Source organism: Lentilitoribacter sp. Alg239-R112 (genome assembly GCF_900537175.1).
Taxonomy (GTDB): domain Bacteria; phylum Pseudomonadota; class Alphaproteobacteria; order Rhizobiales; family Rhizobiaceae; genus Lentilitoribacter.
On the sequence record NZ_LS999833.1, the window covers coordinates 407,384 to 431,064 of the forward strand.

At 43.9% G+C, this 23,681-nt stretch carries 30 protein-coding genes; 4 read left to right on the forward strand and 26 right to left on the reverse strand.

Annotated elements, in window-relative coordinates; translation table 11 throughout:
* Positions 1 to 391 precede the first annotated feature (391 nt).
* The 7 genes from G3W54_RS02360 to G3W54_RS02390 all read right to left on the reverse strand — a co-directional run bounded on the left by G3W54_RS02360 (position 392) and on the right by G3W54_RS02390 (position 6,016).
* Positions 392 to 1,612 (reverse strand): hypothetical protein, encoded by a 1,221-nt coding sequence (locus G3W54_RS02360; RefSeq protein WP_162651539.1) that lies wholly within the window; start codon positions 1,610 to 1,612, stop codon positions 392 to 394.
* A 323-nt stretch (positions 1,613 to 1,935) separates the two neighbouring features.
* On the reverse strand, positions 1,936 to 2,184 hold the full coding sequence (locus G3W54_RS02365) for a hypothetical protein (protein ID WP_162651540.1): 249 nt from the start codon (positions 2,182 to 2,184) through the stop codon (positions 1,936 to 1,938).
* The gene (locus G3W54_RS02370) at positions 2,181 to 2,933 is read right to left on the reverse strand and encodes a glycoside hydrolase family 19 protein (RefSeq protein ID WP_162651541.1); all 753 of its coding nucleotides are present in this window, start codon (positions 2,931 to 2,933) and stop codon (positions 2,181 to 2,183) included. Before G3W54_RS02370 ends, G3W54_RS02365 begins: the two co-directional genes overlap by 4 nt.
* 82 nt (positions 2,934 to 3,015) lie before the next feature.
* Positions 3,016 to 3,225: a hypothetical protein gene (locus G3W54_RS02375; protein ID WP_162651542.1), complete on the reverse strand. Its 210-nt coding sequence runs from the start codon at positions 3,223 to 3,225 to the stop codon at positions 3,016 to 3,018.
* Positions 3,218 to 3,562, reverse strand: a complete 345-nt coding sequence (locus G3W54_RS02380; protein ID WP_162651543.1) for a hypothetical protein — start codon at positions 3,560 to 3,562, stop codon at positions 3,218 to 3,220. Before G3W54_RS02380 ends, G3W54_RS02375 begins: the two co-directional genes overlap by 8 nt.
* 1 nt (position 3,563) lies before the next feature.
* Positions 3,564 to 4,610, reverse strand: a complete 1,047-nt coding sequence (locus G3W54_RS02385) for a hypothetical protein (protein ID WP_162651544.1) — start codon at positions 4,608 to 4,610, stop codon at positions 3,564 to 3,566.
* 5 nt (positions 4,611 to 4,615) lie between these two features.
* Complete coding sequence (locus G3W54_RS02390; RefSeq protein ID WP_162651545.1) at positions 4,616 to 6,016, reverse strand: glucosaminidase domain-containing protein; 1,401 nt, start codon at positions 6,014 to 6,016, stop codon at positions 4,616 to 4,618.
* A 12-nt stretch (positions 6,017 to 6,028) separates the two neighbouring features.
* Here G3W54_RS02390 and G3W54_RS02395 point away from each other — a divergent pair, with 12 nt between their 5' ends.
* Positions 6,029 to 6,325, forward strand: coding sequence for a hypothetical protein (locus G3W54_RS02395; RefSeq protein ID WP_162651546.1), 297 nt, complete (start codon positions 6,029 to 6,031; stop codon positions 6,323 to 6,325).
* 47 nt (positions 6,326 to 6,372) lie between these two features.
* Here G3W54_RS02395 and G3W54_RS02400 read toward each other — a convergent pair whose 3' ends face one another.
* Positions 6,373 to 7,116: a DUF4760 domain-containing protein gene (locus G3W54_RS02400; protein WP_162651547.1), complete on the reverse strand. Its 744-nt coding sequence runs from the start codon at positions 7,114 to 7,116 to the stop codon at positions 6,373 to 6,375.
* Positions 7,117 to 8,020: 904 nt separating this feature from the next.
* Between G3W54_RS02400 and G3W54_RS02405 the strand changes: the two genes are divergently transcribed.
* The 3 genes from G3W54_RS02405 to G3W54_RS02415 are packed head-to-tail and all read left to right on the forward strand — an operon-like array spanning position 8,021 to position 8,998.
* The gene (locus G3W54_RS02405) at positions 8,021 to 8,272 is read left to right on the forward strand and encodes a DUF1902 domain-containing protein (RefSeq protein ID WP_162651548.1); all 252 of its coding nucleotides are present in this window, start codon (positions 8,021 to 8,023) and stop codon (positions 8,270 to 8,272) included.
* Between the two features lie 4 nt (positions 8,273 to 8,276).
* Positions 8,277 to 8,471, forward strand: a complete 195-nt coding sequence (locus tag G3W54_RS02410) for a type II toxin-antitoxin system HicA family toxin (protein ID WP_162651549.1) — start codon at positions 8,277 to 8,279, stop codon at positions 8,469 to 8,471.
* Positions 8,472 to 8,524: 53 nt separating this feature from the next.
* Positions 8,525 to 8,998 (forward strand): hypothetical protein, encoded by a 474-nt coding sequence (locus G3W54_RS02415; protein WP_162651550.1) that lies wholly within the window; start codon positions 8,525 to 8,527, stop codon positions 8,996 to 8,998.
* A 57-nt stretch (positions 8,999 to 9,055) separates the two neighbouring features.
* On the opposite strand, the gene G3W54_RS02420 is transcribed toward G3W54_RS02415, so the two are convergent.
* The 18 genes from G3W54_RS02420 to G3W54_RS02505 all read right to left on the reverse strand — a co-directional run bounded on the left by G3W54_RS02420 (position 9,056) and on the right by G3W54_RS02505 (position 23,527).
* Complete coding sequence (locus G3W54_RS02420) at positions 9,056 to 10,555, reverse strand: hypothetical protein (protein WP_162651551.1); 1,500 nt, start codon at positions 10,553 to 10,555, stop codon at positions 9,056 to 9,058.
* Entirely contained in the window at positions 10,555 to 11,577 is a 1,023-nt protein-coding gene (locus G3W54_RS02425; RefSeq protein ID WP_162651552.1) for a hypothetical protein, read from the reverse strand. The genes G3W54_RS02420 and G3W54_RS02425 overlap by 1 nt, the downstream gene beginning before the upstream one ends.
* A complete protein-coding gene (locus G3W54_RS02430) occupies positions 11,578 to 12,432 on the reverse strand; it encodes a hypothetical protein (RefSeq protein WP_162651553.1) in 855 nt (284 codons plus the stop codon).
* A gap of 1 nt (position 12,433) precedes the next feature.
* Positions 12,434 to 12,586, reverse strand: a complete 153-nt coding sequence (locus tag G3W54_RS02435; RefSeq protein ID WP_162651554.1) for a hypothetical protein — start codon at positions 12,584 to 12,586, stop codon at positions 12,434 to 12,436.
* A gap of 235 nt (positions 12,587 to 12,821) precedes the next feature.
* Complete coding sequence (locus G3W54_RS02440; RefSeq protein WP_162651555.1) at positions 12,822 to 13,172, reverse strand: hypothetical protein; 351 nt, start codon at positions 13,170 to 13,172, stop codon at positions 12,822 to 12,824.
* Positions 13,169 to 14,614, reverse strand: a complete 1,446-nt coding sequence (locus G3W54_RS02445; RefSeq protein WP_162651556.1) for a hypothetical protein — start codon at positions 14,612 to 14,614, stop codon at positions 13,169 to 13,171. The genes G3W54_RS02440 and G3W54_RS02445 overlap by 4 nt, the downstream gene beginning before the upstream one ends.
* A gap of 13 nt (positions 14,615 to 14,627) precedes the next feature.
* Entirely contained in the window at positions 14,628 to 15,275 is a 648-nt protein-coding gene (locus G3W54_RS02450; RefSeq protein ID WP_162651557.1) for a hypothetical protein, read from the reverse strand.
* Positions 15,262 to 15,414 carry a hypothetical protein gene (locus G3W54_RS02455; protein ID WP_162651558.1) on the reverse strand — a complete coding sequence of 51 codons (153 nt, stop codon included), beginning with the start codon at positions 15,412 to 15,414 and terminating at the stop codon, positions 15,262 to 15,264. Before G3W54_RS02455 ends, G3W54_RS02450 begins: the two co-directional genes overlap by 14 nt.
* Before the next feature lie 60 nt (positions 15,415 to 15,474).
* Positions 15,475 to 16,725 (reverse strand): P22 phage major capsid protein family protein, encoded by a 1,251-nt coding sequence (locus G3W54_RS02460; protein ID WP_162651559.1) that lies wholly within the window; start codon positions 16,723 to 16,725, stop codon positions 15,475 to 15,477.
* Between the two features lie 54 nt (positions 16,726 to 16,779).
* Positions 16,780 to 17,631 (reverse strand): hypothetical protein, encoded by an 852-nt coding sequence (locus tag G3W54_RS02465; RefSeq protein ID WP_162651560.1) that lies wholly within the window; start codon positions 17,629 to 17,631, stop codon positions 16,780 to 16,782.
* 123 nt (positions 17,632 to 17,754) lie between these two features.
* Positions 17,755 to 19,746 (reverse strand): portal protein, encoded by a 1,992-nt coding sequence (locus tag G3W54_RS02470; RefSeq protein ID WP_162651561.1) that lies wholly within the window; start codon positions 19,744 to 19,746, stop codon positions 17,755 to 17,757.
* Positions 19,746 to 21,065, reverse strand: a complete 1,320-nt coding sequence (locus tag G3W54_RS02475; RefSeq protein WP_162653526.1) for a phage terminase large subunit — start codon at positions 21,063 to 21,065, stop codon at positions 19,746 to 19,748. Before G3W54_RS02475 ends, G3W54_RS02470 begins: the two co-directional genes overlap by 1 nt.
* Positions 21,049 to 21,477 (reverse strand): hypothetical protein, encoded by a 429-nt coding sequence (locus tag G3W54_RS02480; RefSeq protein ID WP_162651562.1) that lies wholly within the window; start codon positions 21,475 to 21,477, stop codon positions 21,049 to 21,051. The genes G3W54_RS02475 and G3W54_RS02480 overlap by 17 nt, the downstream gene beginning before the upstream one ends.
* Before the next feature lie 236 nt (positions 21,478 to 21,713).
* Positions 21,714 to 21,995: a hypothetical protein gene (locus G3W54_RS02485; RefSeq protein ID WP_162651563.1), complete on the reverse strand. Its 282-nt coding sequence runs from the start codon at positions 21,993 to 21,995 to the stop codon at positions 21,714 to 21,716.
* Positions 21,992 to 22,174: a hypothetical protein gene (locus tag G3W54_RS02490; RefSeq protein ID WP_162651564.1), complete on the reverse strand. Its 183-nt coding sequence runs from the start codon at positions 22,172 to 22,174 to the stop codon at positions 21,992 to 21,994. Before G3W54_RS02490 ends, G3W54_RS02485 begins: the two co-directional genes overlap by 4 nt.
* On the reverse strand, positions 22,174 to 22,797 hold the full coding sequence (locus tag G3W54_RS02495) for a hypothetical protein (RefSeq protein WP_162651565.1): 624 nt from the start codon (positions 22,795 to 22,797) through the stop codon (positions 22,174 to 22,176). Before G3W54_RS02495 ends, G3W54_RS02490 begins: the two co-directional genes overlap by 1 nt.
* Positions 22,798 to 22,869: 72 nt before the next feature.
* On the reverse strand, positions 22,870 to 23,058 hold the full coding sequence (locus G3W54_RS02500; protein WP_162651566.1) for a hypothetical protein: 189 nt from the start codon (positions 23,056 to 23,058) through the stop codon (positions 22,870 to 22,872).
* Positions 23,059 to 23,095: 37 nt separating this feature from the next.
* A complete protein-coding gene (locus tag G3W54_RS02505; protein ID WP_162651567.1) occupies positions 23,096 to 23,527 on the reverse strand; it encodes a hypothetical protein in 432 nt (143 codons plus the stop codon).
* Positions 23,528 to 23,681 lie beyond the last annotated feature (154 nt).

The window sequence follows — 23,681 nt, forward strand, 5'->3', positions numbered from 1 at the left end:
GATACTTTTGATTGATAATAGACTTATCACGCGGTTGACTGGCTAGATCAATTTCACGCCCTCTCCGACAATTGGCGCACCAGGCATAAATAGACCAACCCGCATCTCGCAGTTTTCCATATGTATCGTAGGATAACAATTATTAGTTCCGTGGTTTAATTAATACGGAACATAATGTGAACATATTGTGAGAGTCAAGGAACTATATCGTATCATATGATAAGGTATTATCTTAGTTTATCAGGCGCTCTAAATTGAAGGCATGATAAACCTTGCTGCAATAGTGCTAGTAGTTCGTTTGCATCTTTGAAGGTGTATTCGTTATCATTAATGGATAATCTGAACTGAACGCCTTTATCTGGAGTTGGTTTGACTTTAAACACGGGACTAGTCATTGAAAGAATACTCTATTTTGTACAACTCTGCCACCTGACTTAAATACTGCACTGTGCATACCTCTATATGAGCTATAGCCGTGGCCTCTAGCGTATCTATTTGCTCTGACTATTGGAGGCTGCTGCTCAACCAGAACACCGCCACTTTCGCCGCTTTTTTCATACTTATGGCGATGACCACAATATCCCCATCTTATCTTTGCTTTACCCCATGCCTTCGCATGTTCCTTTGACATGAAATTTGGCATTTCAGAAGGCTTCATTTCATCGGCATGTGTGGCAAAAATCATATGGTCGAAATGAGTATGTAATACATGCGGGTCATCGCTTGTATCTACCGTTACATCTGGCTCTTTTAAATAAACACCTTTGACATAGGATTTAATGCTATGAGTAGTAACAAGATCATGGTTCCCTCGCACCATTGACAAATGAACCTTGCCAAACTTTTCCAATGATAAATCAACCATCCAATGGAAAAGATGCATTGCTTCATCTAGCATTTCAGAAGATGATAAATCTGTTTCCAGAATATTATTACTCTTCGATGTAACCGATTCAAGTCCATCATAGTCGCATATATCACCTAACCCTTGTATTATAGCACTACCACAAGGCGGGGCTTCATCGATAAGCTTAACAACAGCGCCTTTTATATCGGATATTGTGTCTTTGCTGCCCCATCGAAGACGCTTATCGTTTGATTTATAACATGCGCCGATATGAAGGTCAGAAACAGGCAACCAGAACAATGAATCTCTATCCAGTCCTTTAGGTTTTTTCCTCTTACCAAACCCTTTAAATCCACTAAGTGCGCTTTCGATGATTTCCTTGGCTTCTCTCGGATCTGGGGCACCTTTCCTATCGATCTTATCCCATTGCCGTTCTATTTGACCATTAGCGCCTATCTGAATAGTGCGTTTTTTAGTTTCAAAATTATCGGGCATTTCATATTCGTCACCCAAGTCGGGTTTCTGCTGAATATGTTGCTTTAAAATATTACCTTTTTCATCTAGCGTTGAACTGGATTTGGATATCCGGTAACCATCCATTACGGGTCCGGTTGGCGTTAACCCGTGTGCTGCCGCCCATTTTCTAGCTCTATCAATAGCGCAAACATCTAATCCAAGCTTATTTGCCGCGCCTTGCCGCCCGTCGTCAAGATACGCCTGATATCGCCGTTTAAGTTCTTCTTCTGGTACTGGAGGTGTTGGCATCAGCGATCCGCCTTATGTTCCAGCCTGCTTTCTAGTCGTTCTAATGCGTTCAAAATCTTATCGAACTGATCACCATGCGTTCGAGACCGCTCCTCAAGAACCATTATACGAGCGCGATTCATGAAATGAGAACTAGCTACCCCTATGACCAGCACAAGAATATATAGTAAGTCTTTAATAGCGATTTCCATTATTTGCGGCACCCTTTATCTTTGTGACACTGCAAATTGTGCGCGGCTACTTGGTCACGAAAAACTGGATCATATTGGCTTATGTAGGTTCTTGTGCCAGAGTTAGGTGTTTGCTTTCCATAGCCAGAACCATCACTGACATTGCCCGTTTGTGTACACCCCACCAAGAAGCTTGCACTTATCAGCATCAGAAGCGTTGTTAATGGTTTCATTCGTTTCGTTACGCTCATGGTTCTGAGCCTCCGTTGCTTTGAGGTTATCTATTTCGAATTTGAGAATTGCGTGATCGACAAATACATTGATGACGTAAAGTGCAAAAAATAATGCTCCGCCGATAACCACCCAACGCACATTTTTCGCGATGAATGCTACAAAGATCATAACGCAGCCTTAATCGCTCGTGCCTCATCACGGTAGCGTTTCCGCTCAGATATCACGTAACCAGCCGCACACATGACGCAGAGAATGATAGCGCCTTGAATATATGGGTTTAGCTCTGTGAACATGGTTGCCGCACTACCCGCCGCGCCTTGTAAGGCCGTTAGCCAATTGGTCTTTGATTTTACCATCGGCTTATCAAGGCCATCGGGTTCGATAGGGACTTGTTCGATTTCAGGCGTTGTTGCTTGAGCTACACCATACCCCATCGCTTCCAGCGCTTTGTCATACTGTTTAGCTATTGACGCTATTTGATCACGCTTATCTGTGCCGTTTATTACTCTTCTCGCGCCACGAAAATCTGAAGATTTGAGAGTAACATAGTCAGAAACCTTTTTACCGGTAAACCAACCATCCATAGACCCTTTAACCAGTATGTAAGCTGAGTTTTTAGGCTCCATTACCTTATCAGGGTTTTTCGTGAAATCCACGCCCAATTCTTTACCAGCCTTGATATAATTATCTTCCCATGTTAGCTGAACAAAACCACGACCATACCAAGGGTAATAACGAAGGTTTTTCTTTCTCCAAGCTTCTGCACCATCAACCCAATACGCCTCTTTAACAGGCCTCATAGTTCGCGCAGTTTCCCAATATGCAGTTGCTAAAATGTAAGCGGCTTGATTACGTAAGCACCCTTGCTCAAAGCACTCGTCAATAATTAGTTGGGTATAGCCAAGGTTCATACGCATAGTGTTTTCTCCATAACTTCGCCTTCATGGGCCGCGATTTCCGCAAGCCCCTGTTCTGAGGTTTTCATGATATTTCCTTAGATTATTTGCGCTTAAAACGCCTGTAGACAACGCCAAGCGTTGAAAGCCCGATAAGCATAACGCCCGCAACAGGCCATAAGCGCGGGTCTTGTTCACCCACGCATAAAAAAAGCTCCCAATCGGAGCCGCCTAAATCATGCTGAATACAGCAATCTGTTATGTTGAGGCCAAACCAATTATCAGGCCAATATGTGCATTCAAAATCAGGCATCGAAATCTGACGCTATGATTGCCGCTTTGCGTTCTGCGGTTATAATTGTCAGTGAAACTAACGCAGATAGACCAGCGTCAACCTTTGCGTGGCCTAAAAATACATCGCCTGCCAGCGCCTGGTCATACCAAAGTTTTATGTCCACGCTTGTCTGCGTTAATTCAATAATTGCTGACTTTTCGGCGTCAGTGAAAAGCTCCATAAACTCGCGGAATGTCCCTGTATCCCTTTTGACTTTTGGTAATTTTGCATAATCCTCAATTGCCTTGATTTCACTAGCTGTCTGGTCTCTATTAGTAACCGTGCCAGTGATCACATTAATTTGACGAACAACCATGTTAAAACTCCCATGAAATATTAATATTACCAAGATCAAACGTAGGCGTTCCGGTAGTTGTGGTTATCCTAACGCGGTCTAATTCGCCGGAAAGTCCTTTTGAGCCAGATCCAATATGCAAATAATTAGTGGCTGTATCTGCCAACATACTCGACATAACCCATTTGTTTGATGAGGCGTCTAATAGATCAAGGGTAAGAGTACCTGAGTGAACTGCGGATGCGGTAGCGTTCCGAGTAATTACAAGTCCAGTGGTTGAACTTGTAATAAGGCTTGAAGGAATAAAAAGACAGGCAACAGAGCTATAACCTGTGGTTTCAAACCCACCAGAATCGCCAAGCTGTATTTGGTAAAACGCCGCCGCGTTCATTGAAACGCCCTCGAAATTAACGGTTATTTTTCGAACGCTAGCCGGAATTGAGGTGAAATCAATTGCAGTGCCGGAAGTAGAAGCGACAGCCGTTCCTAATTGGATTTTCAAGCCATCTGCGTATACTTTTGTTGATTGCTGGCTTGGGGCTTTAGTCGCGCTATCAGATGCAAAATCATCTTCATCCAATACAGCACCAATAGCTTCGTAGGCAGAGCCATTAAAAAATCTAAGTTCATTTAATGTAGTATCATATCGAATCTGAACACCGTTCGGCGTTGTAGGCTCTTGGGCCGTTGTGCCAGACGGAATATTAAGAGCCGTATTCTTTGAACCATCATCCGAGCTATCAATGAGCGCAATATTTGAAATTTCGGGCACATCCGCAGCCATGGCAAACGTGCCGTCTTTATCTGGAAATGTGTAAGTCCGTGTTTGTCCTGCTGTTATTGAGCCAGCATCAAACTTGGCAATCTTTGTTTCTGCATCAGCATCAGCAATTTTAAATGTGTCATGAATGAATGAAACGCCAGTGTTGAGATTGGCAAGATGTGACATAATTGTACGCAAACCATTGTCCATGTTCCTAACGGCGGCAGAGCCTTGAATATCCGTCCCGCCGACATCTGTATTGTTTGCAGCGGTAGTGTCGTAATCGCTTATTTTATCTTTTGACATTTATCCTATCCAAATATTGATGATAAAAATGAGCTGTCCGATTGATTGTGATTGAAATCACCACCTATCGATGTCTTGCCCGTTTGCTTGTTGTATTGATCGTATCGCCCATCAGCTCGTTGGGTTCTTACGTAGTTTCTTGAATTGGCTATCGCACCTGCACCGCCGCCATTGCCGTTCATGACATTTGAAACTCGCTGACTTCCGTTACTGCCCCATGCGTTAAAAGTGTTTGATGGGGATTGTGAAGAGCGGTTAAACCCAAAGTTAAAGCCCTGCCCGTTGTTCATGCGTCGATTGGCGAATTGAGCGACCTTAGGCCCAATCTGCGCGCCAACTGGACCAAGCAACAGGCCACCAAGCGCACGAGCAGCCAACGTTTGAGGCTTCAACTGCTCTTTGAGGTGCGCACCCGCTTTATGTTTAAATCTATCCATTCTTGTTGGACGTGATGCAGGGATTGGAACGGTGGGAATGATATCAAGAGGCTGTCCGGCTGGGCCTTCTATGATTGGTGCTTGCGGTTGAGACGATACCAACGGATCTACGTAGCCTGGTGTTTCCAGTACAGGAGCACCCATTTGATAATTTTTATATGCACCTGCTGAATAACCTAGCGGCACAGTTGGCCTTGCAGGTGGCAAGTTCTCACGCGTTACCCGACCTACCGGAACCGCTGGAAGGCTTGAAGGTGGTTTACTCTGATAATGTCTCTGTAACAGTGCTGCCGTTTTATTCGCTGGAATAGCTGGCCTTGCTCGCTCTAATGGCTGTCTTTCGACTTTACCAATAGGCCAACCGCTTAAACTGGCAACCTCTGTACGCTTTGGTGCATCTAGACCACCGCCATGCCAAACAATGCCGCGTGGCGCTGGTAATACTGGTTGTGGTCGCCAAGGTGTTGGTGTTTGCGAGCCTGTAGGCAGGGATTGATTGTTGTAGGCTAAAGCGGGAGATGGGGCTGCCTGTTCACCTCCAAAACGATCTGAGATGTAATTTAACTTTGAGGTATATTTTGGATCGGTGGCATAACTCCCATAACGTCCATTTTTGAGATTACGAGCTGCACTTTGAAAATCTGGAGCATTCCAAGATTTAGGATAAGCTTTCTCCATGAATTCGAGATAGCCCTTAACCGAACCCGCCAATCCATCATAAGCACGAAATTTATCGGTTATGCCTACTCGTTTACCGCCGTAGACCTCATGAGTAGCAAAATTAACGGTCTTACCTTTGTATTTTCCACCTGCTTTAATGCCGAAATGATTATTTCCTTTGACAGATTTACCGTATCCAGTCTCTAATGAGGCTTGCGAAGCGGCTAGACGTGCTTGCACCTCATTTGCGCCTAGATTTCGTGCTGTTTCATAAACCTGAGAGTAATATGACTGTTGTCTAGATGCCATTGAGAGGGCCTCATGAAAAGTATTGCATTAATATTAAGTTTGGTTGCTTCGAGTGCTTTCGCTGGAGAAAGCTATTGTAACGATGGCTCGACATTCCATATTGAAACGATCCCTCACGGCTTCGCGGTCGTTCGAATAAACAAAGCAGATTATTGCAAGCGAGTTATGAGCCTTGAGACTGGCGAAATGTCAGAACGGTTTATCTGTGATGGTCGTGAAGACTATCAGTTAGATTTCTTAGTTGAAGGCGATGAGTTGATACTTACGCAAACAGATGGCAACGAAGCCTTGTTTTCTCGCTGCCAATAAAAAAGCCCCGCAAAAGCGAGGCTATAAATCATACTATTAAAATTCTTCTAAATTTCAGGTTCACCAGTAGCTATTTTTTGCTTTGCAATTTCTGGCAGTATATCTTCTATCTCTTTTGCTTTCGCAAATTTTATAGCAAGGTCTTCAAATTCTTTGTAGAAAGACGCTCCGCCCAACGTCGATCTTTCAGCTATAATGAATGGGTAGGCTGCAACAAAATCTCGAACTACTGTAGTTCGATAGAATGAATGGTAAAGCTCTTGGCTCAGTATTTCATTTTTAATACCAGATGCTATTAGCTCATATTGATTTAACTGTCGTCTTACTACTTGCGTAGAAGCCCCGTTTTTATTTGCCCATTGCGCTAATCCAGCTTTTTGTCCTTTTAGACTAATGAACTTTTCTCTGTTGGCCATCCAATCTGCATCGGAATTAAGCTTCACCAAGATATCTAACATAGCTCTTTTTTTTGCTATCTGGGCTTCATTTTCCATAGCTTTCAGCGTGTTTGAACTATGCGATTCTCGTTTGGCATCTTCCGCTCTTTCGTGAGCTACAATTTGCGTTTTTAACGCAACAACCTGTTCTTGAGTGGTTTCACTCTGCTTCTCCATCACTTTATATTGCTTTTTAGCAACGCTAGCGGAGTAAACTATTGTCCCTAGCGACAATAACGCAACACACAATGCAAATCCAGCAATCGTTGTGCTATCCGACCCTGTTTCAATCGCACATAGCACACCCTTTTCGCCATGGCTGACGAATATATCCATACATTCTTTTACGTCCATGAAAGCCCCCCACGTTTTCTATCCACCACGAAAAAACGCTGCGGCATACAACCACAGCGTTTCTTCATTTGCAATAGCAATTTAGGATTAACCCCCATTGCCCTCCCGAAGCAGAACGATGTTTGTTTTAATTAGCATGCTAAAACTCCAATCTTGCATTTCAAATCGTGCTAACTAGCGTCAGCTTTTGCAGTACACCACAACACGATTACCGAATCCGTTAATCTCCCTGTATGATATGGGTTCTAGGTTAACCAAAGCTTACCAAGTTTTCGGTTTCAATATCTGGAACCACTACCAATAATTGATTCATAGAACAACTTTTCTCTACAATCAACAGGCTTATTAACTTTTTGTTAACACAATGATTACAACTAATTTTGATCAAATAATGACCAAATATCGCTCATATTGTGCTTTCCAACACCGATATGGTGCCACTTTGCGTAAAAACAAGACATTATTGGCGAAAAATTCTCAATTGGGTCAATTTGTCCAACTTAATAAATATGTACGCCTGCCCCTGATTAAAGCTAGTTTACTCAGCAAGCTTCACCAAAATACAAAACAAGTAACTGAAAAAGTCGGGCTGCCCCACTGTATAAACATACCGATAGTGTTTGATAGAACTCAGATATACGCGCACGGTGCAATCGAATCGCGACTAAAATTGCAATGCCAGGCTAAAAGCCCCGCATTGCAGGGCCACGTAATCGTTATTTTAATTTTATCCGGCGGCTTGGTTTCTGTGTTATTATACATTAGGTAAGGTTCGCGAAGATCGCACAATGTATATAGATTCGAATAAAAGTGTGCCGCTTACCTCTATTTTAATGCTTTTCAATTACTATATATAGTGTAATGTTCAAATTTATACGCCCAACTGGGTGAAGAAAGGGAGCCAATGACCACTCGTACTTTTTATGTTCGCGCCCTTCGCGATGAAGAAGCGAACGTGTTTTATAGCGAAAGCAATATTAACGGTTTGCATATCGAAGCCGATACAATTGAAGAATTTGAAGCTTTAATGAACGAGCATGCTCGCGACTTAATTATGGCTAACCATATGCCTAATGAGCTAGTAGTTAATAATCCAATCAAAGATTTAATTCCTTCTATTTTGTGGCAACGCCCTGAAAATATAGCTATGGCTTGATCCTTTGAATGGATTTTACAAGCAAGTAACTCAACTTTTATCTGCTGCTGGATATTCTCAAGTCAAAGGTGGCAAGGGGTCACATGAAAAATGGTCCAATGAAAATACTCAGCATCTAACTACTGTCCCAAAGAACCTAAAATCTCGCCACACCGCAAACTCAATACTAAAAGATTGCGGTGTGAATGTTAAAGTTTAATCGCAACCCCGACAGAGCAAGATTGTTTCGTAGCAGCAAACTCAAGGATTCCGATGACTGATCAACCAGAAGACAAAAAGGATTCTGGAAACATTCTTATCGAGTACACTAAATGGCTCCTTAAATGGTTGCTAATTGTAATCATCTCATTGATCGCTCTTGGCATTGCGATTTGGGTAGTGGTCGCAGCTTATGAATGGCAAAGCAAAGGGCAACATTTATCTTCAATACACATAAGAGCAGAATATGACCTTGAAACATGTCGAGAAAAATACCCCATCAAAATCACGATTGACAACCAATCTAAGAAAACGATTGAATATTTAAGGTTTAATATTGATGCAACCGTACCTGGGCGATCAACAAATGTCTTGTTATCTGGCACTTATGTGAAATCAGACTTAATTATAGATCCTCAATCGACTCGTAAAAATTGCTATTACTTTCAACTCCAAACAAAATATGAAAAAATGGGAATGGAAAATTTGGTACTTAACGCAGAAGTTAGCAGTGTAAAATTCAAATGAACAACCAGCCCGCAAACGACAACTTCCAGTTCAAGCTATGGCATAAAGTGCTTATCGCTATCGTGATGTTCGTTTTGGGTACGGTAGGCTTGTACGGTTCTGGTTGGCTGATTGATGAGTTTGGGCTGCTGATTGCTGCGATAGTGGTGATATTAGGTGTTTGGCTGTTGTCGAGGTTGACCGAATAGGTGCTTGACCAGTCATAACGGCTTGACGAATTGCGTTAGCCTTACCACGTGTCATCGCCTCTGCTGCTTTTCTTGATCCATAACCTGTTGCAGCTAATGCAGCCGCTGGAACAACACCAGTACCAACGCCAGCACCACCAGTTACCAAAGCGCCAAATGTACTTGTTGGCGACAACATACCTACGCCTTTTAATATCGCTCTAGCACTACCTCGTCGAACAAGTCCTTTAATCATCCGCTGTTCATCAGGTGTAAATTGCTTCATTTTCTTGGCATTGTTTGCAAGCGATCTAAACTGGTTGACTAAGCCATTTTCAAAGCCTGTCGCTTGATTCTGCGCCTTCTCGTAGATCTCGTCAATTATTTCTGATTTGCGAGCTGTACGCCAAAGTTCATCGGCTTGTTTCTTCAAAGGTAATGCTGACAATGGACCTTTATAATCAGTCGCCTTACTGGCATCGAAAGCACTATCAATAGATTGTTTGATTTTACCGACGTAATGAGCATCTTCCGGCGCTAGATTGGAACGGCTTACCCTATTCACTGTCTTTGAGATATTGTGCATATCCTCAATATCGACATCACCAACCAAACTCCGTTTAACAAACTCTTTCAGTTTATGGGCTTCTGGCGCAAGTTCTGGTGTAGTTTTATGTAAGAATATATCAATGTTTCCCTTGATGTTGTTTGCTTTGCTCTCTCTTATTTTCAAACCAGATTGACGCATCTTAGTATACAGCGATTGAGCCTGTGACTTAACATCATCAACGGCGAACGCACCCTTTTGGACAGCACGATTTGCTAACTTGCTCTTCAATGCATTTGCACCACTTTGTGCTAACCCACCGGTTGCAGCGCCCATTATCGCGCCCGTTGCAGCCCCTTGAAGCCTATTCCCTTCTTCTGCCATTCCCGAACCATGAGCCGCACCATATGCAGCACCTTCTAGTGCGGCTTTGCCAACCGTAGGGGCTTTCGAAAGCAATGTCACACCAGACTTAGCCAATCCAAGACCGCCGCTTAGACCGCCAACGATCTGACCACCTAATTCATAGCCGCCAGCCAGTTCTTTATTTTCAGCCATACGCGCGCGTTCGGCTTCTAATTCTTCATCATAATCACCCCATAGACCGCCGCCAGAGGCCATACCCGCCGCCATCTCATCCGAATAGCCAAAAGTTAGGCCTTGAGCCACGCCATCAATCGCGGCACCGACTTTGTGATCCCAACGCGCCTCTTGCGGCTGTTGTTCTTGTACGGGTGCTTGTGACTGTGCCTTGATAGCGTTTGCCAGAGTTTTAGCCGCTCCAGTATCACCCGCATTATGAGCGTTTACCAGTGCACGTTTCATTCGTTCAATGTCAGCCATTAGTCACCGTATTTGTCTAGTAGTGAATTGATGTTTGGTTCACCAACTTCGCCAAGATCGCCACCGCCTGGATAAGCAGCAAACTTACTCATAACCCCATCAATGAAATCGAGTGTTTTGATAAGCTCTTCTTGTGACATGTCATTCGATAGAGCGCCCATGCTGCTTTGAAGTAATGCAAGTTCCCGTTCTGAAACCGCACCAAGTGCGCCGCCCGTCGGACTGGCATTTCTCATCTGTTGTAGGCGATCAAAGGAAACGACAGATTGAAGCGTTTCCAGCTTCCGTTTTACGTCCACGGCTTCTTGATTAATTCCCATTCCGGCCAGTTGAGAGCCGACAATCCCAACCTCAGGCAGATTAAACATGCCGCCTTGATTAAGTTGTCCTTTGATATCTGAGATAGCTTGTCGAGCAACGGTCGCTTTTTGAACTTCGTTCTCAGCTTTTGCCAGATCAGTTTGCGTTGTATCTTTAGGGCCTCCGGCTATAGGGACAAGTCTAGCACCTTCTGGCGTTTCAACCAGTTCATAACCTGGAGGGATTGTACCGTATTTACCGCCGCCGACAGTAATATTCTGCGCTCCCGCTTTTTTCTGCGCCAATTGGTAATCATTGAATTCTGGATTTTGTTGCCCATACTCGAAGTTAGCTATCGCTGTCGAAGCTGGTTTAACTGGTGCTTGCGCCTTAAGTACTTGCCCCCAAGCATCACCAATAGGCAATCCAGCATCTACTTGCGCGGCAAGATCTGGCCTATTCTGCATGAGGTATTCCATAGTCTTGTTACGTTGTTGTGCTACTTGCCGTCTTTCCTCGTTCTGCGCGCGCAATTGCCCACCTTGAGCCAAGCCCATTTGCATTGATTGAAGTTGTTGCTGTGGATTTTGACCAAACATCAAACCCGCAGCCGTTGCCAACATGTTGCCACGATCACCAAATGCACCACGAACACCACGGCGAAAACCACCCATTGCGCCTTGTTGTGTGATTGGTTGTTGTGTCTGCCAAGGATTGCTCATTTAAAAGCCTCCAAATAGTGAGCCAGCGCCAAGAGCCAGACCTGCGGCTTGCCCCCAAGGGTTTGCCCCTGGTTGTCCGGGTTGTTGTGCTGTCATTGAGCTGGACCCATAACCAGAACCAACACCAGAAATTGCGGAGTTGTATTGGCCTAGTTGCTGCCAGGGTTTATTCTGCTTCTCTTGCCAAATGCGCAATTTGTCGTTTAGATTTTGTCCAGCTAATTGGTCGTGTGCCGCGCCAACTTCAAGCTGGGTTTGCCAAGGTGATTGCATTTGCTGATAGGCATTAGAAACATTCCCTTGAGCTTGTTGACCCATGTTAAACAAATTCGAGTTTGCCGCATCTTGGCGTTGTAACTGGCCGTAATCCATACGTGCCCCGGCATCTGCAATGTTTTCAGCAACCGCGCCTTGATGCATTGCACCACCATAACGACCAGCCGAAGAGAATGATTCATTGACCGCGTGTTGCGCATCTTCAAGCGTATTAGCTCTCATGCGCTGATATGCTTCGTCGTTTTCAGTGCCATTAGCGGTTGCTGTGAATGAATCTACGGCTTGTTGCTGGTTTGCGTTATAGCCACCATTATCAATTACACTCTGGAATTGACCTGATAGCCCTTGCCCATTTGAATTATCGTTGGCTATACCTTCCATGCCAGCATAGCCAGCCGTTGTTTGATCTGACCAAGGCGTAACCGTTGACCCCTCGTAAACTTTCGCGCCGGTGCCAGCTTTGAATAGTTTATCGGCCTCTTTCATACCTGTTTTCATATATGGCTGCGCTGCCGCCCAAGGTGTTGAGCTGCTTTGCTGCGTTGTTGTTTGTGTAGGTGCTGAACCGCCGCCGCCCATATTAAATATCCACTTCGTAATCAGTGCCGATTTTCTCAGCGTTAGGAAACAACCGGAGCCACCCCGCCCTGCCCGTTGTCACGAGCTGAGTTGCACCATTTTCTTTTGCTATTTTTGTTATGAATTCTTGCATTGGACCAAGCCAAAGCTTCATATTCTTCCCCGCAAGCATTACACACCGGAAAGAATGTGGCTGTTTAGGCGTATCGAAGCGCCACACGCTTGATTGTAAGATTTTCGACCCATCACACGTTAAAATCAAAAACGCCTGTCCTGAACGGCACATTTGCCAAAGAACACCAGCGTTATATTCATCAGCCCTACACCGTTTACATGCGTTGTTTAGGTCTTGCGCTATAAGCGGCCAAATTTTATCAACTTCATCTACCCTAGCGATGTACGGATTCATTTGTATCAAATCTAGTGATGATGGGTGTGACGGTAATATATCCACCTGTCGCAGCCTTCGCCTTGAAGATATAACCTGCCCTGAGTTTTAACGGCATGTCTGTCTGAACAATTGTTTCATTGGCCGTGACTGAGGTTTTAAAGACAATCACGTCTGAGCCTTTGTTGATGTAGCAAGTTACTATAATTGCTGAGCTGTTATTGTTGGCTATTGCGAAGCCTGTCAGAATATCTTGGTTATCAGGGGCGGTGTAAATGTCTGTGATGCTTGTATCTGATAATGCGATAGTATCAGTCAATTCAAGGCCGCCGCTATAGTTTGCTGTAATCATTGCTGCCCCTCCGGTACGAAATCAGGTGAAATGCCCTTTATCGACGTCCAACTGGTTCCCGCTGATAGATTAACGGCAAATTGGTGCAATCGGCCTGACGATCTAAATGGAAGTTTTCCAGATCGTGCAGACGGTGCAATCGCTGTGTCATTTGTGATGGCATCGCCGTGAAAATCACCCCACCCTACTTGAGCCGTGAAACCAAGCGTATCTACCTCAACACGTGCGCCAGAAACAAACGATCTTGCACCTTTCGTTAATTCAACCTGCGCTGTTTGAAGCGTTGCTGCTAATGGTAAACCTGTAAAGTAGGCTAACTTGTGATCTGTGGTAAACGCCGCAAATGCTGGCGCTCCACCTTTGAAAATTCGGCTATCAAATGGAACGTTAATATCGTCGATTGTATCATAGAGTAGATCAAGCCCGTCCCATGAAACACCAGGCGTTAACAACGCAACCGCTTCTGTTAAGTCTTGATCTGAAAGACACCATTTATCTAGCTGCCAATCGTACCCTAGAAGCTGCTTTGTTCCGTTAGTTTTTTGGAAAAACCACCACACTATTTTCTCATATGGGTCTACGACAGCGCGAACGTCATATAAATAGTCATGATCAACATTATCGAAGAACCAATTATCAACACGGGTTGCGCCGATTGGGTGACCTTCTATGCCCATATAAAAGCCGTCTTTACTTAAATAGAAGAACTTATTTGGACCAATATTAGCGACAGAATATTGTGAGAGAATACCGCGTTCATTGTTTGCTTCTGAGAATGTAAATGTCATTCCCGAATTAGGCGCAAAGTTCATATACCGGAATTTATCGCGCTGCATCACTATGCTGCCCGTTTGCGAACCAAACCCGTATAAAACTGGACCACCATCTGGGAAAACCTGAATATCACAACCGCGTTTACCCAATGTCCAGAAACTGGAATCATTCAACCCGGACCATTGTATAGCGTTTGTTTGTCCATCTAATTGACCACAAACTAAATAATCGCCAGAAACCCAAACCACACTGCAAACAGGAGATCCGGCGATATCTGCAAAAATGCCCGCAGTTGTTATATCATATGATTGAAGAACGCCGCCCAGATTAGCAGCTATGAGGTTATTCCCAAATAACGCAAACGACCACCTATTGCCTATAGGAACGTTGTATCCGCCAGCCTTGCTAATATCTGTCCAACTATAAGGGCTTGTTGATGTATTGAGCTTATAAAGCGCGGTTCTAGTTCCTGCGATAATTGTTATACCGCCATCATCACTCTGAATAGAAGTAGCACCCAAGCATTCATCACCTAGAGCGCTGGATATATCAACTAGTGAAGGCATTGGCTTATGACCGTCAGCCGTGGGCAATACGTTTAATATGCCCTCACTCGCCATGTAGTTAAACGGCGATTTATCAGGTTCAAATGATGGGAATGGTATCATTACATAAAACCAATTAAGCTATATCATACGTGTTTGACGCGTATCGATTAGCCCCATTGGCTAAAAGAGCGTCATCAACAGAACGAATGCCGCGTTTATTTTGTGAAAGATAGTTACGAGTTTCTTTAATGAACTCATCAAGTGTTTGCTTGAATAAAAGCGCACTTTGAACATTAGCAATATAAACATTACCCCAAACAATTGACGCTGCCAGATACACGTCGGGGTGATTGGTTAAAAGCCAGTTGGTAGGTGCTGCGTCTGACAATGCGTAACGCTCATGGTAAACAAATCGGTATGTCTGTGCGCCAGATTGAGGGCGATTAAATTCAATGTTATCACCGTCAATTACATAAAATTCGGGTGAACCCGCTGCATCTCTATACGCAATAGTCCCTGGGGCTTTAAGTAAAATTTCGTACTCATCGTTATGAGTTGTGCAATAGAGTGCAACTGGCTCTGATAGACTTAACGAACTGATATCAATGCTTTGTGACCCATCAGCCCCGGAAAGCACGGTATCGACCTCAAAACTCTTTAACCGGCGATTTAGTCGGGCTTCTGCTAACGAAATAAAGTCAGCCGCACTGCCGGACAAGTCTTCGCGATCCATCCATTCAGTAATTGCCGTTTTTAACTCGGTGTAATTACTTATTGGCATTTTGACCCGCTTTTTTTACAAGTTCTGTTTTTTTAACTTTTGCAGGAGAGTCAACATAACCCTTTGGTATCTCTTCGCCTTGTAGAAATAACTTTTTACCAGATACGGCATACATCCAAACATCTGTTTTAGCTTGCATTTTAAATTCCTCTAATCAAATTAAAAAGGGCGACCAGAAGCCGCCCGATTAAAGTTTAAATTAAGCTGTACCAGACAGGCGACACGCAAGGCGCGGGTCAATTGCCTTAGTTCCAAACAGAACATCAAAGCGCCAGCTTTCGATATCGTTCGTGTGGTCATAGCCTGGGATAAGGCGTAGTGAGATGCCTTTATAGCTCTCGCGAGTACCACCATATGCAGACGCTGGCATTTCCATAGGTGCAGATACAAAGGCAAATGCATTTTTATGGAATATCATGTTTTGGCGATAGCCCGTTGAGGCTGCCCCCATCACTGTGATAGCTGCGTTATCAGCAGGTGTGCTGTCAATTGTTGCTTGCGCACCAGATGAAATCATAGCAGGTGACACAGTCAATGTAGCATTACCAGAGCCATCAGCAGTCACATCGGAAGTTACAGTGAATTGACGCAAGAACGGCAACTTAGCCTTACTGACCGGATTAACCGCATAAACACCCGCTATCGTGAAGACATCTCCAGCTTTTAGAACCGTCGCTGAGGCTGTCCAACCATCAGTCACAAGAGATGATGTAAAGTTGCTTGTGTCTTTAGCTGTCGCATAGGTATCGTTTTGCGAAGCGCCATTGACAAGCGGTGTACCACCATGCGCACCAACGGTATGCGTTGGGACGTTTTGAGCTGAGTAAGTATCAACACCGCCAATATTACCCAAACGAGCCATCGTATAGGCGTCTTGAACAAGTTTATCACTTGCTTGCAATGCGGCCTGCCCACCTAATAGCCCCCAATGGTCAGCAGGGGAAAGGACGCCACAACGCTCTGTCGGAACCGATAACTCATCCATACGCTGCGGACCTTTTGCAAAGTCTGTAAACGCATCGATTGTTTGACCCGGCGTACCCTGCCAAGTTGGAACATATTTATACAAATCCATAATTTGACGATCAATATAGTCGGCAAGTTGGATCATTGCCGGCTTAAGAACACGGTCACGAACACCTGATTTGTCAATATCCGTAGTCATCTCTTTTGAAGTAAAGCCAACATCAACACCAATTTGAGAATTCATGGTGATAGTTGTTGAACCTTCTTCAACATCTTGGTTCGAGCGTGTCGCACCAGTACGAACCGTGAAATCAGCAGGGCGACGAACAGATACAGTGTCGCCTTTTTTCATGCCGTTTACTTTTTGGGAAAACTCACTGTTATAGTCCGTGTGGACCTTTTTTGTCATAACAAGAGTGTTTTCGAGGATGCGCAAGGCTTCTTTTGTGAAGACTGACGACTGTTTTTTGATATCATTAGCCATTTGCTAAAATCCTTCTAAGGGCCTGGACTGTCATCACGACGTTCAAGCTTTGGTTTATTTAAATGTTTTTGCAGACCATATATCGTATTCGGACATAGACATGTCTGACGGGTCTTTGGTAGACACGCCCGAGCTTCGACTAGATACTTGTTTGAGCGGTTTGGTTGCCTTTGCCTTTTGTGAAAGAGTTGGTATTGCAGCCTGTTTTTTCTGCGATAGAGAGCCAAGTTTTGCTAAATGAAGAATTTTCAAAACATTTGGGCTCATTGCTGAGTCTAGTTGCTCTCGAGTGAAACCCTGCTCATTAATGCTAAAATTAACAATTTCATCATATGAATCAGGGGACCAACCTTTGATATTCTCTTGCCCGTATTCTTTAGCTGCCGAGATGCGGTTGGCAGTTTCCTGCTTCGCAGCTTCGGTCTTTTGAACGTAAGCATTATTTAAATAAGCCTGTATCTGTTGTTGCTCATTCTGCAATTGCGTATATTCAAATTGCAGTTTTTGAGCCCCAATAGGATCTTGGTCTACATAGGCTTGCCAATCGACATTATGAAGCTCTTCTAAACGTCCTTGGTTGTTGTTATAAGCCGCTCTCGCATCAAGCTCTTGTTCCATTACTTCTGACATTTTTTGGAAACTAGTAGTCTTTTCCTCGAGTTCTTTCCGCTGCTGGGCTACTTCGGTAGTTTTCTGCGTATAATCCGCATTTTTCATGTAGCCTTCTTTAAGAGCTTTAGGCACCTGATAGACTTCACCATCAAGTTCCATTTCCTCAAAGCCGTCGGTATTTGGCTGGCTTTCTGCATCTGCATCAAGCTCCGTTTCCTCGGCTTTGTCTTCGATCAATTCCTCATTGGGTTCGATTTCGTCAGATTCTTCATTTTCTAACGTTTCAACTTCCAACTCTTCTCCGATTGCCTCATTGGGTTCTTCGATAAAGTCTTCTTGTTGTCCTAGTTCCATTGGGGTGCACTCCTCTTAGGTTGGTGCTAATTGGCGCTTTTACCCGCAGCGCATGGGATTAGTTCAAATAGGTGCGGTTACATCCTCGACAGCGTCGAAGGCTAATTTTTTCTCTTCAAGTCGCATTTTCTCGCGCTCAAGTTCGATTTTCTCGCGCTCAAGTTCGATTTTCGCCATTTCAACCTGAGCCTTACCTATGTCTTGGGCGGCTTGTTGCTCCAGTTTTTGATTTTCTTGTGTTAATTGTTGAATTTGCTGCTTACCCTGCGCCATTAGCTTTTGGACTTCTGGTGGGAGTTTATTGTCATTGGTTGGGTCGAGTTTGGTTAACTTCTCAGCGATTTCATCAGCTTGCGGCCAATCCATGTTTTTAGCCAATGGCGCACCTAAAACAGGAGCCGCTTGCGGGAACGATCTAATCATTTCCGTCATTTGCGCCGCCGCCTCTTCACGCCTTGTTGTGAAGCTCGGACCTGCCTCAACAGCAACGTCATACTTGCCGACAGTTAAATCATGCATTGCTAAGACTATTTCGCCGTTATCGTCTTGTTCCGGCTTACCATCACGTCCAACATGAGGGACTTCTTGACCTTGATTAACTGGCTGCAAGTGTTCTTTGCCATCTTCACCTAGTACACGAAGAATACGGGGTTTATTATAAACAGATGGGATAAGATCAACGACAATACGGCCAACCTGGCGAATAGCGCGGGTTAGATTGTCAGTAAAATGGAAGGTAGCAACATCACCTTCACGCTGACGTGCCATAATGGCTTTACCGCTTGTCTCATTTGAACGAGCCCCCAACGAGGCGTCATACATGCCAATCGTTGATTTGATATCATCTGAAGCGTTTAAAGCCTCTTGCAACGCACCACCCGCTGCACCGCTATCAATCGGCTGTCTTTGTGGTGGCTGCTCCCCGTCATATTCAAGATATGCATGGTTATCTTTATGAGCCGTCTGCCATTTATCCACATCTGTATCAAACGCGCCATGAGGGCCGATATATGGAGCCCTAGGGGCAAGAGCGACTAATTCAGTCGCAGTTGTGCGCCAATAGTTAAACTGTCTTTGTGCATCCTTGGCGGGGTTTATTAAGCTACGAAAATATCGCTTTCCCTCAACTGAAAATTCATCACCATAAACAGGGACAATTGGGATATATTTACCAGCCCAATCGTTTTCCTCAAGGATTTCAGCACCCGTCATGATAGTTTGCGTTACTTTATATGACTTTGTAACACGCTCTTTTACAATTTTAATTGTGCCAGCTTCCAAAGCTGTTTGCAGGTCAATATCTTCGAGCAGATCTTCTTTAGAAAACACTCGACCATCAGACGTTAGAACTATCTCTTGATCTACCTCTTTACGTTGCCAGAACTCCGCGACCAGTACGCCATCATCATTAACCCAATCGCCATCGGCTTCCGACCATTTATCATCGTCAAAATCTGTAACCTCTGCATCTTGGTATTTATCCTTGAACGCTGTCTTCGATAAACGATCAACAACAAAGCATTCATTCCAACTTGAGCCATCTGCACATGTCGCATTCGGGTCAGGATAGATAGCAAATGGATTTATTACGCGGTCAATATTGATATCCATATCGAAAGCGTCTTCATACGAATAATCTATACCCACTCGGATATAGCCAAAGCCATTTGTTACCGCACATTCAACAGCAGTATCATATGCAATATCGGCATTTGATGTGTATTCAATATTACGAATTAAACCATCATAAACTTGCGCTGTTTTCGTATCGGCGGAACTATCAACCGCCTTAACCTTGATAGATGGCTTATTCTGCCTAGCGTCATTAACAACCTGACGAATAAACGTCTGCATCTTGTTAATGGTTAAGACAGGCCTTCCATCAGCTTTACGCTTATTTACAATTTCTGCGGGCCATTGTTCACCAAGTTTAGCAAAACGTAAATCCTGTAAGCCCATATCATGGTTGTCGGATAACGCAGATTTTGCAATCTCAAACCGATCACGGTTGAAGGTAAGCTTATCTTCTTTTTTACTGGTCTGCTTCTTGTCCATTAACCCATCCATCCACCAGCACCCGCATATGACTTACGAGCTGTTTTTTTCTTTGCTGGCTTTCGTGTTAATTGTGGGAATAACTCAGTCATGCCCCAAACAACCGCATCAGCTCTGTCAGGTGAACGATCCCCGACATAACCAGATGTTGTGAATTCTGTTAGCTGGTCTTCAATCTCTGGGAAGTAGCCAACATGCTTTATTTTACTAGGGTACAAATACGAAATAGGCTCGGCCCTGATAGCTTTACCTCTTGAGGCGTGGACCTCTTTGTATGGTGTTTGTGGCCTGGCTGCCTGAATAACAGCACGAACCATATCACCACCGAAATTCTTCTCAGCGACAACGCAATCAGCCTTATGCCGATCAAAAGCCTGCCCGACAATATTGCCCCAAACTTCCGGCTTAAACTTTCCTGATAGATCTTCGAGTAAGTAACCTTTCCCATCAGTGCCTAATGCGCAAACAGCTATCCCTATTTCGTCAGACCGTTCATCTTCATCACCTGAACAACCAGACGGATCAACAGCAATAATAATACGTTGGAAATCAGGGGTGCCCCCGTCCAATATTCTGCAACGATCAAATGTATCAACAGACCATAAAGCGTTATCGTTAGCGGCTAAGAACTTACCTTCGAGGAACCTTTGACGCATTCTTTCTGGTAGCGCTTCAAGCTCTTGAATGTATTCTTCTGGTAGGTTATCCGCGTTATCGCTTGGATTCATAAGCAATGAATCGTAACGCTCTTGACTTTTCAGCGCTTCCTTACTGTCAGGATCAATCTTTTTAACAAATACCCGATAAGACCAATGCGATTGCCCTGGGGGGTTACAATCATAATAAGCCTTGAGAGTTAAGCCGCATCGCTGCGCTAAACGTGTCATAGCCATATTACGAGCAGACCAGCTAATTTGTGAACACTCGTTTAAATATATTGTCGCGTATTCTTGCCCTAGAATCTTTTCTGTGCGCTCTTTATCGTCTAATCCGCCGAACCAAACTTCCGAACCATTAGGAAGCCTTAAATACCAATCTGTTCTATCTAGCTTGCACTTTTCCCATAACCCCGGCCAACAAAGCTTTATCACTTTTGGCAACGTATCCATGACAATAGACGATTTAATGTGGTTGAACCGAAACCTTAAAATAATATGACGGCTATTTTCAGCTTTTAAAGCCCTTACAATGACCGCCCTTACAAGCGTAAAGGTCTTTCCAGACCGTGACCCACCAAACAGCATTATGTGGCGCGGGCCTGCCCCTAATAGTCTATTTGCTTCTGACTGTTTAGCAGTGAGACTAAAGTTTATCGTCATCACTTACGAAGTTGAGTTGAAGCGGTCCGCCGTCAGGGCCGCTGATTTCGCTTTGAACCTTATCACCATACTTCTTAGGTTTGAGCTTTGAAGCCACCCACTTACGTGAGTCAATGCGAAGTTTTGCGCGCTGAATTAAATCAGGTTCCAATATATCTTTCGCTGTGTCGTACTGGTCAGCAATTGCAATAATATCGTCAGCCAATGCTTCCGCTTGCTCTTCTTTCGCGCGGGCGTACTGGTTGGAAAAGTCATCATGCAATGAGAGCCATCTAAATACTGTGCTTCTGTTTGGCATATCATCAGGTAGGCAAATTGCTCTAAGGCTTTCACCTTCACAAAGCTTCTCGCAAATATAGTCAGCCGTCTCTTGAGAGTAATCGCTTGGTCTGCCTATTAGCTTATCGGTCATAATGTTCCTGAAATATAAAAAGCCGCCTTGGATTTCTCCTTAGCGGCTTCTGAACCTACCGACACGCGATAGGTGGTTTACCTGATTAAAATACACAAATCAGTCTTCGTAGCAGATGTTGAATGAAAAAGACCGCAACGTAAGTATTTCTACCAAGTAGTCACGGGCGCATCGGATAATTAATAACTTGTGCCCTGATTTTGTTTCGCACTTGTTGCGTTATATACTACGTGTCATTAATTCGAGTCTGTGTCAATAGCGTAGAGATACTTACGTTGCAATTTATCCCAATCTTTTTTATTTTCCGTTTTCAACCGCTGCATTCCCACTGGAGACGGGCTGAAATCACGCATGTAGCCTCTGACGGCCTTACCAACGGTTTTATTTGATACATCATCCATGTTTATTAGGTCAAAGAGCTGGTGTAATGTACTATGAGCTTTCATTAACTCGTTCACCGTCGCATCTACTGGGTTTAGCTTGAGTGGGTTTCTTTTAAAGATATTAGTATTACTCATAACTTTCGCTCCTTCAATTTATCAAGTACCTTGCCAAGTGCGTATTGCAGTCCTTCCGCTTTCTCGATGCCCGTTATTCTTATCTCGTTGCCGCCTACACTGATATAAAATAATTTAGGATGGCCATCTGTATAACATTGGACTTCTACGCCGTCTGCGTTTCGTTTGATTGATGCCATCACGTCACCCCCTTAAAATGATTATCCAGCGCGTTTAATGCTAATCTAAGATCACCTATGAGGTGAGGCATAACTTGATCTTCAACGACTATAATCTGAATTGCTGCGTAAAGGTTTGAGCCGTGATGCATGTTGTTTGCTTCCTGGATAGCCTTTTGAACTCCAAGCCATCTTGCCTTTGCACGAGCTACACTATCAGCCTTTTCATCTTCTGTTAGCTCTACGCCTATTCCATCCTCATAATATGCACCTGGTGAACCAATAGCCCTATGGTAAGCATTGCGAATTTGAAGATACTTTTGCGATGCGTTAAACTGATCAATGTTTATAATATCCGCAGGTGGCGCAGGGTGCATATGTTGTGTTTCGTAGTTTATAACCAAACGCCCAACATAGCTAGATATACGAGGGTCTTTCATAGCGTATTCCTGTACTTTTTTCGGTTTTTCGTTCCACCCAATTGCCCTTAAACGCGCTACCATCGCGTCAATTGGATCTTGTGGTCGGTATGTGGTGTTATCGGGGTTCTTCGCCCGTGAAACACGTCCGTTTGGCTCTCTGTGAACGTTCTCAGCTCTTGGCCGTCCTCTTTTGCGTCTTCGTTTTGCTGCAACTGAAACCATGATATTCCCTCGATTAGATAACTTGCTGACAACTCGTTAAAACTCGGTACTTTGATACATCCTTTATGATGTTCACCATTCAATTCGTTTATAAATTGCCAACCCTAAGGACACGACGACTAACCAAAACCCGCCGTACCCTAGAAGTCCGCTAATTCCGTTTGAAACATAAATACTTCCTCCTACCATCAAAATTAGAAGAGAAAAAATAGCAATGCCAAACCCCGCTAACATTGAAAAAAGTAGTTTTTCTTTATTCATCTGTATTCCCTCGATTAAATTGTTATGCCGAAATAGATCAAAGCCACCAGTTATATTTATTATTAAATTTTTCACGCTCTTCATTAGTCGGGTTAAAATATTCATCTTCAAATCTTTTTAGATTTTCTTTGTAGTTTTGCTGGCGCTGCATGTGGAATTTTGTTGAAAGTGAAACGGATCTCAACACTCCAATGTTAGGATTGATGCCACTAACAAATTTTGAGACGTCCTTAATTTCTTTTATTTTGAAATCAGGGATGCCGACTTGTAATATTTTAGCAATAACCCCTCTTGTAGTGCTTTTTGTGACGTTTGCTGTGCTATAGCCTGACGGTACGCCTTGGCTTAGGATATTTTCCCCGCCTACGCCCAATTTCGCCCCTGAAAGGTCCATAGCCGCTTTCTCAGCTACTTGCTTTGCAACTAATGGGGAAGCGCCTAAGAAGCCTAAAAAACCTCGTCTATTCATTTTAAATCACCTTTCAATTAGATAACTTGCTGACAACTAAATTTGAATGGCCTTTTTGAGACTTGTCTCAGCGTATCGACCATCATCTCGCAATCTGATAAATTATAAAACAAATACTCTGTGTGTACTTCATAAGGCTTTGATTGCGGGGCAG